Annotated in this window: 12 protein-coding genes; 3 read left to right on the plus strand and 9 right to left on the minus strand. The window is 37.6% G+C overall.

Features of this window, described 5'->3' with window-relative positions:
* From AC22ZQ_RS06560 to tamL, 3 genes are all read right to left on the minus strand, one after another.
* Nucleotides 1-726 (minus strand): UDP-glucose dehydrogenase family protein (locus tag AC22ZQ_RS06560; protein ID WP_318957984.1); only part of this gene is annotated, 726 nt, incomplete at its 3' end.
* Nucleotides 726-1,853 carry a DegT/DnrJ/EryC1/StrS family aminotransferase gene (locus AC22ZQ_RS06565; RefSeq protein ID WP_318957985.1) on the minus strand — a complete coding sequence of 376 codons (1,128 nt, stop codon included), beginning with the start codon at nt 1,851-1,853 and terminating at the stop codon, nt 726-728. The genes AC22ZQ_RS06560 and AC22ZQ_RS06565, both read right to left, overlap by 1 nt.
* Nucleotides 1,854-2,015: 162 nt before the next feature.
* Nucleotides 2,016-4,676, minus strand: coding sequence for a translocation and assembly module lipoprotein TamL (tamL, locus tag AC22ZQ_RS06570; protein ID WP_318957986.1), 2,661 nt, complete (start codon nt 4,674-4,676; stop codon nt 2,016-2,018).
* A 123-nt stretch (nt 4,677-4,799) separates the two neighbouring features.
* Here tamL and AC22ZQ_RS06575 point away from each other — a divergent pair, with 123 nt between their 5' ends.
* Nucleotides 4,800-5,543: a TrmH family RNA methyltransferase gene (locus AC22ZQ_RS06575; protein WP_318957987.1), complete on the plus strand. Its 744-nt coding sequence runs from the start codon at nt 4,800-4,802 to the stop codon at nt 5,541-5,543.
* Here AC22ZQ_RS06575 and AC22ZQ_RS06580 read toward each other — a convergent pair.
* From AC22ZQ_RS06580 to AC22ZQ_RS06605, 6 genes are read right to left on the minus strand one after another with little or no spacing between them, the layout of a single operon-like run.
* On the minus strand, nt 5,524-7,077 hold the full coding sequence (locus tag AC22ZQ_RS06580; RefSeq protein WP_318957988.1) for an NAD(P)/FAD-dependent oxidoreductase: 1,554 nt from the start codon (nt 7,075-7,077) through the stop codon (nt 5,524-5,526). The genes AC22ZQ_RS06575 and AC22ZQ_RS06580 overlap by 20 nt on opposite strands.
* A complete protein-coding gene (gene porT, locus AC22ZQ_RS06585; protein ID WP_318957989.1) occupies nt 7,077-7,805 on the minus strand; it encodes a type IX secretion/gliding motility protein PorT/SprT in 729 nt (242 codons plus the stop codon). Before porT ends, AC22ZQ_RS06580 begins: the two co-directional genes overlap by 1 nt.
* Before the next feature lie 29 nt (nt 7,806-7,834).
* The gene (gene ubiE, locus AC22ZQ_RS06590) at nt 7,835-8,569 is read right to left on the minus strand and encodes a bifunctional demethylmenaquinone methyltransferase/2-methoxy-6-polyprenyl-1,4-benzoquinol methylase UbiE (RefSeq protein WP_318957990.1); all 735 of its coding nucleotides are present in this window, start codon (nt 8,567-8,569) and stop codon (nt 7,835-7,837) included.
* 3 nt (nt 8,570-8,572) lie between these two features.
* Entirely contained in the window at nt 8,573-10,399 is a 1,827-nt protein-coding gene (locus AC22ZQ_RS06595) for a TrkH family potassium uptake protein (protein ID WP_318957991.1), read from the minus strand.
* Between the two features lies 1 nt (nt 10,400).
* Nucleotides 10,401-11,384 carry a bifunctional heptose 7-phosphate kinase/heptose 1-phosphate adenyltransferase gene (locus AC22ZQ_RS06600; RefSeq protein ID WP_318957992.1) on the minus strand — a complete coding sequence of 328 codons (984 nt, stop codon included), beginning with the start codon at nt 11,382-11,384 and terminating at the stop codon, nt 10,401-10,403.
* The gene (locus AC22ZQ_RS06605) at nt 11,385-12,578 is read right to left on the minus strand and encodes a pyridoxal phosphate-dependent aminotransferase (RefSeq protein ID WP_318957993.1); all 1,194 of its coding nucleotides are present in this window, start codon (nt 12,576-12,578) and stop codon (nt 11,385-11,387) included. It lies immediately after the preceding gene.
* A 223-nt stretch (nt 12,579-12,801) separates the two neighbouring features.
* On the opposite strand from AC22ZQ_RS06605, the gene AC22ZQ_RS06610 reads away from it, so the two are divergent.
* Nucleotides 12,802-13,323 carry a DUF7935 family protein gene (locus tag AC22ZQ_RS06610; protein ID WP_318957994.1) on the plus strand — a complete coding sequence of 174 codons (522 nt, stop codon included), beginning with the start codon at nt 12,802-12,804 and terminating at the stop codon, nt 13,321-13,323.
* Nucleotides 13,324-13,390: 67 nt separating this feature from the next.
* Nucleotides 13,391-14,056 (plus strand): hypothetical protein, encoded by a 666-nt coding sequence (locus AC22ZQ_RS06615; protein ID WP_318957995.1) that lies wholly within the window; start codon nt 13,391-13,393, stop codon nt 14,054-14,056.
* Nucleotides 14,057-14,285: the final 229 nt, after the last annotated feature.

Here is a 14,285-nt window from a genome sequence, read left to right on the forward strand (position 1 = left end):
ACCTATTCCTTTTCTCACCATGTCAACATCCGCTCCTACCTTTTCACAGAAATTAGAAATTTCATTCATAAAGGTAATTTTTGTTGCCAAGAAAGAATTGGCCGCATATTTCGTAAGCTCCGCAGATTTTTCATCCATAATAATTAAGGGATGTCCATCTCTGATGAAAGGCTTGTAGAGCTCAGACATAATTTGCTTCGCTTTTTCATCTTCAGTTCCAATAACAACTCTGTCAGGATTTAAGAAATCGTCAACGGCAAAACCTTCTCTTAAAAATTCTGGGTTTGAAACTACAGCGAATGGAATATCTGTATGCTTTGCAACGGCTTCAGCAACCAATTCTGCAGTTCCAACAGGAACGGTTGATTTATCTACAATTACTTTATATTCTTTAATGATTTTACCGAGAGATTCAGCAACACCTAACACATAACTTAAATCTGCGCTTCCATCTTCACCTGGAGGTGTAGGGAGTGCTAAAAAGATAATTTCAGCCTCTTCAACAGCTTCCTCTAAGTTGGTAGTGAAATTAATTCTGTTGGCTTTGATGTTACGCTCGAAAATAACATCTAAATGTGGTTCGTAAATCGGAACCACACCTTTTCTCATTTGTTCTACCTTATTTTCATCTATATCTACACACGTTACATTGTTTCCTGTTTCGGCAAAACATGTTCCCGTTACAAGACCAACATAACCTGTTCCAATTACTGCAATCTTTTTCATTACTTAATAAATTCTTTAACACTGTTACAGATGAAAGCCAATTGTTCTTCTTCTAATTCTGTGTGCATTGGAAGAGAGATAACTCTAGAAGTTAACCAATCTGTGGTGGTTAAATCACCACATTCTGTTTCTAGTTCGGCAAACATTTTCTGGCGGTGAGCTGGAACAGGGTAATAAATCATGGCAGGAATATCTTTTGCTGCCAAATGTTCAACTAATCCATCTCTATCAATGCCTTCTAATTGTAAGGTGTATTGGTGAAATACGTGGTTTGTTTTTTCGTCTCTATGAGGAGTAGTTACATTGTTAAAATCTGCAAAGAAGTTATCGTAGTAAGCAGCTGCTTTTCTTCTTGCTGTAATGTAATCATCTAATTTTCTCAATTTAATGCGCAACACGGCTGCTTGAATAGTATCTAATCTACTGTTACAACCTACTCTGTCGTGGTAGTAACGCTTGCTTTGTCCATGATTAGCAATCATTTTGATTTTTTCTGCTAACTCATCGTTGTTCGTACACAATGCTCCTCCATCTCCGTAACATCCTAAGTTTTTCGAAGGGAAGAAAGAGGTACAACCAATATCACCTATGGTACCTGTTTTTACCTTCTTTCCATCAGAGAAAGTGTAATCACTACCTATGGCTTGTGCATTATCTTCTATGATGTACAAATTGTGTTCTTCAGCGATTGCCTTGATCTCTTCCATGTTACAAGCCTGACCATACAGGTGCACAGGAACAATAGCTTTCGTATTTGGCGTAATTGCTTTGCGAATAGCCTCAGGATCTATATTAAAAGTTTTGGGGTCACAATCAACAAATACAGGTTTTAAGCGCAATAAGCCCATAACCTCTGTTGTTGCAATATATGTGTAAGATGGAGTGATTACTTCATCACCAGGCTTCAAGTCCAATGCCATCATGGCAATTTGTAAAGCGTCCGTTCCATTGGCACATGGAATAACATGTTTTGCTCCTAAGTAGTTTTCTAACTCTTCTTTGAAAGCATGAACGTCTGGTCCGTTAATAAATTGGGCTTTTTCTAATATGCTGTTGATTGAAGTTTGTACTTCTTCCTTTATGTTCTCGTATTGTGTAACGAGATCAACCATTTGTATTTTCTTCATTGCAAGTTTGTTTAACGAAGTGTTTCACTTCTAAAGGCTCGAAATTCTTTTGACGAACTCGAAGAACTAACGCAAGTTTTAAACTAAAATTATACTTGTTTGCCTAAGGGGTTAAAGATAATTAAACTCCTTAGATTCTAGAAGGCTTTTTAAAGTTTTTAACTAGAAGGGATAACCTATACCTAAATGGAATCGCGGTTCAAATGGAGCGATGTTTTTTGTGTCGTAATCTTGACCGTAATAATTGAGCAGCTCATCATTTATTGGAGCTCTACTTTGCCATACCCATCGAGCGTTTGCAGGAAGTGCAGGGTTACGTAAAGGGATACCTATGTCAAAACGGATTACGAAGAAGTCTAGGTCAAAACGAAGTCCGAAACCGCCAGCAATCCCCAATTGCTTATACCAGTCAGCAGAAAACTTACTCCCCACACGGTTGGGGTCTTCATTGATGGTCCATATGTTACCTGCATCGCAGAATAATGCACCTCTTAAAGAGCTGCCAAGTGGGAATCTATATTCCATACTTCCTCCTATACGTATGTCACCTGCTTGCGTCGCTGTACCGGTTGAATCTAGGTAGGCTTTGTATGTTCCTGGCCCTAAAGATCTAGCTCTCCAACCTCTGTTGTCATTGGCTCCACCGCCAAAGAAACTGTAGTCAAAAGGGAGGGATGTACCGTTATTTCTTAAAGGAAGACCAGCGCCCAAATTCATTTTGAAATTGATGCTTCTCTTATTTTTAAAATTTTGGTAGAGCTTTAATTCATTGTCTAAGCGGATAAATTCAGAATAACGTACACCAATAAATTCTTTGTAACCGTCTGCATTCAAGGGTGCATTTTGTGTTAAAGCTCTTAATACCATACCTGCAATGTCAAATTCTGCATCGTAGTAATAAATGAAGTTTCCTTTGGTAACAGCTTTGTTTGTCAATTCATAAGTAGCTCTAATATCTTTCCAGATGAACTGATCGCTATAGGTGTTTAACAAAAACAAATCGTTCAAATCGTTTAAACGTTGCTGAAATTCTGTTGTTTTATCAAGGTTCACATATTGAATGGAAGAAAGCAAAGGGAAACCTAATTGTACCACTTGTTTTTTCAGAACATTGAATTTGAAACCATAGTTTAACTGAAGTAACTGTCTGTTGAAATCCTCTCTCTGCTGAATGCTGTAAGCCGTTGAAATAATAGTTTGTGGGTAATGTCTTTTGGAAAGCTTTCTGTAGTGCACAAAGGGACGAATTCCGGGTATTTCTATTTTTGCTGTCGGACCAAATTCAAAGGTGTTCAAACTTCTGCCGTTATTTTGATCTGAACCATCTGTGGAGTTCGCAAAAACTATAGGTTGTGACTCTAATCCTCCTCCAAAACTAAGCGTGAAGCGCTCTCCTCCTCCAAAGAGATTTTTGTTTTTGTAGTTTACGGATGCGGCTAATCCTAAGAAACCATTGGAGTTGGTAGCTTTGGTTTCGTACCCGAAGGATTGTTTAAGAGCAGGTACTAAGTAGTAGTGCACTTCTACCTGATTTTTACCCGGCACTTCGATTAATTTGGGTTTAATACTTTGAAATATTCCCATTTCTACAAGGCGAGAATAGCTGCGTGTGAGGTAGTATTCTTTGTAGTAATTTTCGTTTTCAAGAAAGTTACAGTACTCTATGAGTTCAGGTTCAACGATCAGTTTTCCGTTGTAATAGAACTCCGCAATTCTAAAAATACTATCACTTTCTTTTTCTATTGGATGGTATTGATTAAAGTGCAAAGTATCAAAGGTTTGTAGGTAACCCTCTTTTTTTTCTCCCACCCCGTAAAGGTCTGTGTAATATTTATAAGGTTTGTCTAAGTAGGTAGTATCTATAATGTGGAAAACAACTTTAGAGACATAGTTGGTTCCAAATTTTTTCATTTTTGTCTTTTCTTCGTCCTCGGGGTCCTTCACGTACCTTTCATTGAAAACGATGCCCAAATGAACTTTGTGATCCCCCACAGTAGTATCGGCTTCGAAGGTGATGTGAGATTTGAAAAATCCATATTTCGCATCATCTCGTTGGTCTTTAGCAATGAGCTCTCTTTGGTCGTCCAAGAGATCCGTGTCAAAAATAAAAGGAGCTTCTAATTGAAAAGAAGGGTCTTTTTTAAAGCGTTCATAGGTAGATAAAACAGAAAGATTATCTCCTACAACGTATACACTGTCTACAATGTAGGGTTGTCCTGCTTCAATTTCATAGATGACTTTAATTTTACGTCCCCATTTTAATTTCGTAGAATCACTCACTTGTGCATCGTAATAACCACGAGCGTGTAAATATTTTTCAATCTGATCAACCGATCTATGCATCAAGGTAGAATCGAAAATTACAGGAGCCTCTCCAATCTCATATTTCAACCATTCTCGAAAGAATTTACGAGGTTCAAGTGTATCTTTTAGGGTGAGTTTTTTGGGTTTGTACAAAGAATCTCCTCTCTCTATAGCTTTGCGCATTCTAGCTTTGTTGATGCGAATGTTTTTGGCTTTTCTTTCCTTGTTCTTCTCGCGAATCTTTTGATTCTTCTTTGCACGTTTGTTCGCAACTTTGGCAGAGTCTATTGCATTGTATACCTGAAGTTTTAGCTTGAAAAAAGCAAGTGATTTATGGTTGGGCTTTTGTTTAATTACCTCTTCAATATCATAAATGTCTATGCTATCGGTACTGGCAATTACCTTGTTTTTCTTTAAGAGATAAGAGCCCTCAGGAACGTGCTTGCTTTGTCTGCATGAATTTAAGCCGTAGACAAAACTCAAGAGTAGGGTAAAAGAAAGAAAAATACGTCCAATCATTGATGCTCTAAATGTTTAACGAAAATAATATAAATAGAAATACGTAAGGGGTTTATCTTGATGAAGGATTAAAATTTGTTTCGAACTCAATTTACTTCTTGGAACTTCTACTATTTTTGCTCTATGCATTCAATTTCAAAAGCAGAGAAAAAGGCTGTTAACGCTTTGGCTATAAAAAAGTTTCGACAAAGCGAGGCTCAATTTGTTGTGGAAGGTGTAAAACCTGTTGAAGAATTGTTAATTCACGCCCCCCAAAAAGTTGAAAAAGTTTATGTCACTGCACAAGCAAACCTAGATAGGAATAGAGTACCTGCACATGTTGAATTGCTGGAGGTAAATGAAAAGGACCTGAAAGGAATCTCTAATTTGAAAAATCCACAGGGTGTTTTAGCCGTTGCGAATTTCTTGGAAGTGAAAGCGAAAGCCAAAGGATTAACCTTGGTGTTGGATAATATTCAGGATCCAGGTAATTTGGGGACTATTATACGTTCTGCTGAGTGGTTTGGTGTTAAGGAGATTGTTTGTTCAAAGGAAACCGTAGATGTTTACAATCCTAAAGTTGTGCAAGCAGCCATGGGATCGGTTTTTAGGGTAGCAATTAGCTATGTTGATTTAAAGGATTATTTAACAAACTCTCCTTTGCCTAAATATGGCGCACTTTTAGAAGGTGAAAACGTGTACACCACTCAACTGAACGCAGAAGGGATTCTAATCATGGGAAATGAAGGTAAGGGTATAACACCTGAAATTATTTCTTGCATTACGCACCCGATAACCATACCGAAACTAGGAGAAGGAGAATCTTTAAATGTATCTATTGCGAGTGCCGTGTTGTTATCAGAATTTGCTAGACAAACTTCTCTATAATTTTATCTACACAATTAATTCCATCTATAGCTGCTGACATAATTCCACCAGCATATCCTGCACCTTCGCCGCAAGGGTAAAGTCCCTTTACCTCCACGTGTTCCAAGGTTATGGGGTCTCTTGGAATAGAAACAGGAGATGAGGTTCTTGATTCTGGAGCGTGCAATACAGCTTCATTGGTATAGTACCCCTTCATCTTTTTTCCAAACTCTATAAATGCTTCGCGCAAACGGTTGGCAATAATTCCGGGTAAAACTTTATTGAGGTCAACACTTACAATACCCGGTTGGTAAGATGTTTTAGGGAAGTCTTCAGATACTTTACCTTCCACAAAGTCTATCATACGTTGAGCGGGAACACGTTGTGTTTTTCCTGCAGCAATCCAACAATCTCTTTCTACTTTTTTCTGAAAGTCTAAAGCCACGAAGGGATTTTCGGGAGTGTAGTTGGGTAAATCTTCTGGAGAAACACTTACCACTATACCGGAGTTGGAGTAGGGGTTGTTACGCTTACTTGGACTCCATCCGTTTGTGACAACTTCTTCTTTATCGGTCGCACATGGAGCTATAATTCCACCCGGACACATACAGAAAGAGTATACCCCCATACCATCCACTTGCTCTACTAGACTGTAAGAAGCAGGGGGGAGGTTGTCGTTGGTTTTTTCTCCATGATATTGAATTTCGTCAATTAACTCTTGTTGGTGCTCGATGCGGACACCTAACGCAAAAGGTTTAGCCTCTATTTTAATATGACGTTTATGAAGTAATTCAAAAATATCACGCGCAGAATGACCGGTAGCAAGTACTAAATTTTCACAAGGATATACATCCTGATTGTTAATTGTAATAGACTTTAGCGTGTAGTTTTCAACCGCTATATCTGTTAATTTCGATTCAAAGTGAACTTCACCGCCATTCTCTATGATACATTCACGTATGGCAGTTATGATTTGAGGAAGTTTATTGGTTCCTATGTGTGGATGTGCATCAATAAGGATGTTTTCATCCGCACCAAAATTGACCAACCATTCCATTCCTTTAAGAACGTTTCCTCTTTTCTTTGAACGCGTGTAAAGTTTACCGTCAGAATAAGTTCCTGCGCCACCTTCTCCAAAACAGTAGTTGGATTCTGGATTTACAACTTGTTCTTTGTTTATTTTGGCCAAGTCTCTTCTTCTTGCTCTCACGTCTTTTCCACGTTCAAAAAGGATAGGTTTGGCACCTGCTTCAATGGCTCTTAATGCAGCGTATAAACCTGCAGGTCCAGCGCCAATGATATGAATTTCTTTGTTTATTTTTTCTTTGGCTGGAGTGAAATGATTCACCAAAGTAGGAGCATTTCCTTCCGTCCAAAACTCTACCTGAAGGTTTATTTTTACAGGTTTTCTTCGCGCGTCAATGGAGCGTTTACGTATACGCCAACCCTCAAAGTCTTTGGCTTTAATTTTAGCTTTTTCTTTCGCTAAGCGTAAAATAAGGGCTTCATCTTCCTGCTGATGCGGAAGTACTGTAATTTGAACAAGTGTATTCATTATCCTTCAAAGGTAATACTAAACCACCAAACGCGGTTCTGCAATCTGTCTATTGGATCCGAGATGTAAGTATTGTCTTGGATAAGCACATTTCCAAAGCTGTGACTCATTTTTAACTCAAGTCCAAACTTAAAGTAAGGTAAGAAGAAGTCAACTCCTGCACCAATTTGTCCTTGAAAATCATGTTGATTGATTTTAATAAATGGGTCTTTTATACTTTGTGAAGAGTTGGCTTTCGTTTGTAGGTCAAGTGTATACTGGGCACCACCCACTAAGTACGCTGCAAAATTGTTGTAGCGTAAGGTTCTGTATTTCAATAGAAGTGGGAAATCTAAATTGGTAGATTCCACACGTTCTGTTTCTTCCGGTAGAAATAAAGTGCTATCTGCTGGATCCCTAAATTTATAGGTGAGTAATCTTTCCTGAAAAGAAAGGGAAGGAATAAACCTCAGCCTTAAGGTAGGGTGACCTAATTTCAAACTTGTAATGATTCCGAGTTGGAAGCCTGGTTGTTTACGATTTTGTACATAAAGTAGATCGTAATCTTGCAATAGGTTCGTTTTCGGAGTCATTGAAAAATCAGCAGTATTCACCCCTAACATAAAACCAAAGTGAAGTTGTTTTTCATCAAACTTCCTGTAGTTCTTTGGCTTTTCATTACGCTGGGCAAAAGCACCCAAGCTAACCAAGCAGAGTAGCGTTAATACTGTATTTCTCAAATTCATCATAGTTTACAAACGATAGTAGGATGAAAAAATTATTTTCTACCTACATAAATTGTAGCAATACCACCACTTACTAAGGTTGCGGTAACATCTTTGTATCCTACCTTTTCTAAGATATCTATAAAATCTTGACCTTCTGGGAAAGCAGCAACAGACTCTGGTAAATAAGTGTAAGCGCTACTATCTTTAGAGATAGATTTTCCTAGTAAAGGAATTATATTTTTTGAATAGAAGTTGAAGGATTGTTTTACTGGAAACTTTTTAGGTTTACTAAACTCCAAAATAACAGCCATTCCATCTTTGCGAATAACTCGCAACATTTCAGACAATCCCTTTTCTAAATTCTCGTAATTTCTTACTCCAAACCCGACAGTTAAACCGTCAAAGTAATTGTCGTCGAAAGGAAGGTTTTCAGAATCTCCTTGTTCCATAGAAATGATGTGGTCTACACCTTTCTTTTTCATTTTTTGCTTCCCAACTTCCAGCATACCTGGAGAAAGATCAACACCTACTACTTTTTCTGGGTTCAATTTTAATGCAGCGATAGCAAAATCTCCCGTACCCGTAGCAAGGTCTAATATGCGTTTAGGCTGAATTGTTCCTAGTTTTTTGATTGCCTTTTTTCTCCAAAGCTTATCAATACCAAGAGATAAGAAGTGATTTAAAAAATCGTACTTCGCTGAGATGTTGTTAAACATTTCTGCTACTTCTTCCTTCTTTGATTTATTTCCCTCGTTGTAAGGTTTAACCACTTTCTTTTCGCTCATAACTTAACCTACCATCGTATGACCTGATGGATATTTATATTTCTTACTCAATACCTCTTTTCCAAACAAATAAGCAAGGGTTAATGTTCCAACCCTTCCTATAAACATGGCGACAATTAATACATATTTTCCACCGATACTCAAATCTGCAGTGATTCCGCGTGATAAACCAACGGTACTTGCTGCAGAAACATGTTCGAAAACGATGTCTAAAAAGGTGAACTTACCTGCCGCCAGTGCATCTTGCTCTGTAATTGCAAGTGCAAATGTACCAACTATATTTCCTAAAACGAAGAAAACAAAAATGGAGTAGGCTTTTAATACCACATCGTTATTTATACTACGTTTAAAAAGTTCTGTATTTGGTTTTCCTTTTATGGTCGAAACTACAGAGGCACAGATTACCGCAAAGGTAGAAGTACGAATACCCCCTCCGGCTGACCCTGAACTGGCTCCGACAAACATAAGGAAGAGAAAAAAGATGGTTACAGGTAAGGAGAGCGCTTCTGTTGCTACAGTATTGAAACCGGCATTTCGAGTGGTTAAAGATTCAAAAAGTGCCGTAACAAAAGATCCAAAGAAGTTGGTTTCGCCTAAGGTGTTGTTGTATTCGAAAATTAAGAAAACAAATGCACCTGCAACGATTAAACCAAGGGTGAAATACAAACTGATTTTCGTTCCAAAATTGATGGTTTTCCAAGGCATTTTCATTCGCTCTCTCAAACGCTTAATTTCGAATAAGTCGAACAAGTAAATCATACCAAATCCTCCAAGGAAGAACAATAGCATGATAACACCGTGTAATAAAAAGTTATCAGCCGTTAAAGGGTTCATTAAACCTCCGGGGATAATAGTTAACCCCGCATTATTGAAACCTGATACGGCATGGAATACACTGTGGAACAGTCTGTCACCTGTATCGGCAAACATTCCAATCGGTTCTAATAAGATAAAAATTAAGAAAGTACCAATGATTTCTATCACCGTACTCCAAAGAACAATTTTACCAAACATGGAATTGGTGTTTAGTAAAGAGTCTTTGTTTACAAAATCTTCAATTACCTCGTGCTGTTTTAATCCAACTCCGAACTTGGCAATTAATATGTATAAGGCTGCAAAAGCAATCGTGTTTAATCCTCCAATTTTAATGATAAAGAGTACAACGATTTGTCCTTTAAATGTAAGCATTGACGAGATGTCAATGGTTGATAGTCCCGTAACCGAAGTGGATGATGTAGACATGAATAAGGCGTCAGTAAAGGACATACCACCAGGTATTTTACTCATTTCCGGAAGCATTAACATTCCAGCTCCCATGAACATTATCATCAAAATGGAAATGGTAAAGAGCAGTCCAGGGTGCACCTTTAACCAGGGTCTAAAGTTTCGGTTTTTAAATATCTCATTGACCACATAGAGCATAAAGAAGAGCTGGATGAAAATGTTGGATACATCTGCAAAGCCTTCAAAACCAAAACTTTCGAATATGGTGGGGATCAATAATTGTCCAAAGCCATTTAAAGATATCCCTTCCACCAGAAGTAAGATAACCAAGGAGGCCTCGAACCATGTTTTTTTTATAAAATCAATGGGGTTATAGTCGTATACTATCTTAACGATATAACGCAAGATGTAGAAGGCAAAGCTATATTCAATAAAGTTGATGAGATGCGATTTACTCGCTTCAGTATGAGGAAAACCGTAATAGTAGATCAATACACCAATCATGGTGATAGATACTAATACGTGAATGGAAGAGAAAATTGACAATACGATTGCGCGTGAATCGTAGAGGTATAAATTAATTTTCTCTCTTAGTTTTCTAAACATCTCAATACAATTTTGTAAGCTCTTGACGCAGTCTTTCTTTGTCAATAGAAACTACACCGATGTGCTCGCAAACCAAACCTCCAGCTAAATTTGCGATTTCTGCTATCTGTTTGTTGGTGCAACCAGAAGCTAAACAAAGGGTAGCAACACTGATTACAGTATCTCCAGCACCACTAACATCTGTAATGTTTCTTTTGTGGGCGGCAACGTAGTTTTTTTCTTCCTCTTCTTGTATAAAAACTCCATTTTCCGATAAGGTAATGAAGGTTTTGTTACAGTTTAACTTTGTCCTTAAGTCATTTACAGCTTGTTCAAACTTATCCTTTTCTTCAAAATTGAACTGAACATCTAGTCCTTCTTTCAATTCTTTTAAATTGGGTTTGAATAGGCTAACGTTTTCAAAAGCGAAAAAGTTCTTTTTCTTTGGATCTACAGTGGTTGGTATATTTTTAGCATTGGCTAATTCAACCGTTTTGCGTATCACTTTTTCTGTTAAAACTCCTTTGTTGTAGTCTTCCAAAATAATGGCATCAACAGTTTGGGTAGTTAAGAGGTCTTTTATACGTTCAATCAACGCATCCTCTTGCGCTTGATTAATGTCAGAGCTATCTTCACTGTCTATACGCAAGAGTTGTTGGTTGTTACCAATTACTCTTGTTTTTACGGTTGTCATTCTATTTTCAGAACGAATAATACCTTCTGTAGAAAGTTCGTGTTCATCCATGATTTGCGTCATGCGAACACTGTTTTCATCTGTACCAATAACGGCACATAAAATAGCTTTAGCTCCTAAAGCTCTTAGGTTAAGCGCCACATTGGCTGCTCCACCTAGTCTATCCTCTTTGGCTTGGAAATTTACTATTGGAACTGGTGCTTCAGGACTAACACGCGTAACGCTACCTTTCAGGTAGGCATCAATCATCATGTCTCCAATAACCAGTATTCTTTTTTCTGTAAAAGATTGTAGTAAACTATCTACTTCCATTTATGCCAATTTTTCTAATGCGTTAGCGATTCTGTTCATAGCCTCTGTTAATACTTCTTCTGAAGTAGCGTATGAGATACGAATACAATTAGGGTCTCCAAATGCTTCACCCGTTACCAAAGCTACTAAAGCTTCTTCTAAAAGGTATAAACTTAAATCACTTGCTGTATTAATGGTGTAGTTTCCATAGCTCTTTCCAAAGAAAGAAGAGATGTCTGGGAAGAAGTAAAATGCCCCTTCTGGTTCATTTACCTTAACACCCGGCATTGCTGTTAAAGCTTCTAAGACTAATTTACGTCTTCCTTTAAATGCAGCTTTCATATCGTCAAGTACTGCCACATCTGCCTTTAAAGCTGCGATAGCTGCGCGTTGTGCAATACTGTTTGTACCACTTGTAAATTGACCTTGAACTTTTGTACAAGCTGCAGCAATGTGAACAGGTGCTGCAATATATCCAATTCTCCAACCTGTCATAGCCCAAGCTTTAGAAACACCGTTAATCGTGATTACTTGGTCTTTTACATTTTCGAATTGCGCTAAACTTTCGTGTTTACCTACGAAATTGATGTGTTCGTAAATTTCATCACTAATAGCAGCGATATTTGGGTATTTCGCCAAGGTATCGGCGATATCTTTCAATTCTTCTTTACTGTAAACAGAACCTGTTGGGTTACAGGGTGTAGAGAACATCATCAATTTTGTTTTTGAAGTGATGTGCTCTTCCAATTGTTTTCCAGTGATTTTAAAATCAGCATCGATATCTGCACTTACGATTACTGGAACACCACCTGCAACTTTTACGATTTCTACATAAGAAACCCAGTAAGGAGCGGGGATAACAACTTCGTCTCCAGGATTAATCAAGGCCATAATTACATTGGCGATAGATTGTTTAGCTCCTGTAGAAACTACTATTTGGTTCTTTTCGAATGATAATCCATTGTCGCGCTTGAATTTATCGCAAATCGCTTGTAATAAATCATCGTAACCTGGTACCGGAGTATACTTTGTGTAGTTTTGCTCCATACCTTCAACGGCGGCAGCTTTAATGAAATCAGGCGTGTTGAAGTCTGGTTCACCTAAGCTCAGTGAAATCACATCCTTACCTTCGGCCTTTAATTCTCTACTTTTACGTGACATAGCGATGGTTGCAGATTCTTCCATAGCTAATAGTCTATCCGATAAATTTATCATTTCGATGTATTTTAAAAATGCAAATCTAAAAAATAAGTGTTGTAAAAAAGTATTAGAAGAGTATAGTTTTGTACCCTAAGGTAAAAAAGCTATAAATCTCACTTTCTAGGGGTGTAATCTTGGTTAAAATGAAGGTGATTTAAGGCATTTTTAACAGGAACTGGAAAAAAATAAAATCTTCTGTTACTTTAGCAGAAATTACAGTTATTATCTAAAACAATATATGGAAGCTTTTATCCCTTTTTTAATTGCCCTTTTAGCAGCCGCTGGAATGGTTGTAGTGGTGTACCTCTTTTTAAAGAAATCTGGTGAACGAGAAATTAGATTGTTGAATCTTGAATTGAAAAAGGAAAGACAAGAACATTTCTTGCCTTCTAAAATAGAAGCCTATCAACGTGCTGTATTGTTATTAGAGCGTATTTCTCCTAATAATTTAGTGATGCGTTTGCATAATCCTGGGTTGCCTGCTAAGGCATTGCAAAGCAAGTTTTTAGAATCTGTACGCGAAGAGTTTGATCATAACGTGGCGCAACAAATTTTTATTACTACCAAAGCCTGGGAGATGGTGAAGGATAGCAAGGAAGAATGTATTAAGATTATTAATATAGCAGGACAAAACCTTCCTGAAACAGCTACAGGAATGGATTTAAGTGCGAAGATTTTAGAATTGGTTGCTGAGATAGGAGAGTTGCCAACAGATATTACCATTAAATACCTCAAGGACGAATTACAAGCGAACTTCTAAATGTTTTTTTGTGTTAAAAAGGAGTTAGGTCTTCAAGGAAGAATGAATAATTCCGTATCTTTATAACATGCGATATTTAACACTTATTTTTAGCTTAGTTGTAGGATTAACGGTTTGGGGACAAACTGAAAGTGATACTACGCAAACTGAGTCTACAGCAAAAGATAGTACAGAACATTTGGTACAACTTTCTGGTATTGTTGTTTCATGGGATAGTTTGGAAAACATAGCCTACGCGGCAGTTTATAATAAAACCACAGATAGAGGAGTAATCTCTGATTACTATGGATATTTTAGTATGGTTTCGAGACCCGGGGATACTTTATTGTTCTCCGTATACGGTTTTAAAACATCCGCTTACATTGTTCCGGATACCTTAAAAATGGAGAACTATAATATGATACATATTATGCATCCAGATACCTTAGAGTTTGAACAAGTTGATATTTATCCTTGGCCTTCCCGTGAAGATTTTGCCCGTGCTTTTGTAGAAATGGATCCTTATGATGATGCCTTGAAAAAAGCACAGCGACAATTATCTGGTGAAGCTTTGGCATTTGTAGCTGCTAAATTACCCACGGATGCAGGTTTGAGTTATAACATAGAGCAGCAAGCACAGCAAACAAGATTGTATAGAGATATGGGGATGGCCCAACCGAATAACTTGTTGAACCCTGTAGCATGGAGCAATTTTATTAAAGCTTGGAAAGCAGGAGAGCTACAAAGAGAGTAATAGAATATTAATGAAAATAGAAGAGTGTAAATCGAGAGGTTTGCACTTTTTTTTGACCTGGACTTTGGTAGAAATTTCCGTGAAAGATAGGAGCGATAGCTTTACCTGTTTGAAGACTATTGAATACGGCAGACAAGAAAGCGACCTTGTGAAGCTTAATTGTTGATGGTATGAAAAGGATGAATAAGGTGAACTAAAGTGGATAGCTTGCCCCCAAACGGTGTTTGGG

This window comes from Lishizhenia sp., assembly GCF_057456495.1.

Excerpts from the sequence above, each read along its gene's own strand:
- AC22ZQ_RS06565 (WP_318957985.1), bottom strand. The coding sequence starts at position 1,853 with ATGAAGAAAATACAAATGGTTGATCTCGTTACACAATACGAGAACATA.
- tamL (WP_318957986.1), bottom strand. The coding sequence starts at position 4,676 with ATGATTGGACGTATTTTTCTTTCTTTTACCCTACTCTTGAGTTTTGTC.
- AC22ZQ_RS06575 (WP_318957987.1), top strand. The coding sequence starts at position 4,800 with ATGCATTCAATTTCAAAAGCAGAGAAAAAGGCTGTTAACGCTTTGGCT.
- AC22ZQ_RS06580 (WP_318957988.1), bottom strand. The coding sequence starts at position 7,077 with ATGAATACACTTGTTCAAATTACAGTACTTCCGCATCAGCAGGAAGAT.
- porT (WP_318957989.1), bottom strand. The coding sequence starts at position 7,805 with ATGATGAATTTGAGAAATACAGTATTAACGCTACTCTGCTTGGTTAGC.
- ubiE (WP_318957990.1), bottom strand. The coding sequence starts at position 8,569 with ATGAGCGAAAAGAAAGTGGTTAAACCTTACAACGAGGGAAATAAATCA.
- AC22ZQ_RS06595 (WP_318957991.1), bottom strand. The coding sequence starts at position 10,399 with ATGTTTAGAAAACTAAGAGAGAAAATTAATTTATACCTCTACGATTCA.
- AC22ZQ_RS06600 (WP_318957992.1), bottom strand. The coding sequence starts at position 11,384 with ATGGAAGTAGATAGTTTACTACAATCTTTTACAGAAAAAAGAATACTG.
- AC22ZQ_RS06605 (WP_318957993.1), bottom strand. The coding sequence starts at position 12,578 with ATGATAAATTTATCGGATAGACTATTAGCTATGGAAGAATCTGCAACC.
- AC22ZQ_RS06610 (WP_318957994.1), top strand. The coding sequence starts at position 12,802 with ATGGAAGCTTTTATCCCTTTTTTAATTGCCCTTTTAGCAGCCGCTGGA.
- AC22ZQ_RS06615 (WP_318957995.1), top strand. The coding sequence starts at position 13,391 with ATGCGATATTTAACACTTATTTTTAGCTTAGTTGTAGGATTAACGGTT.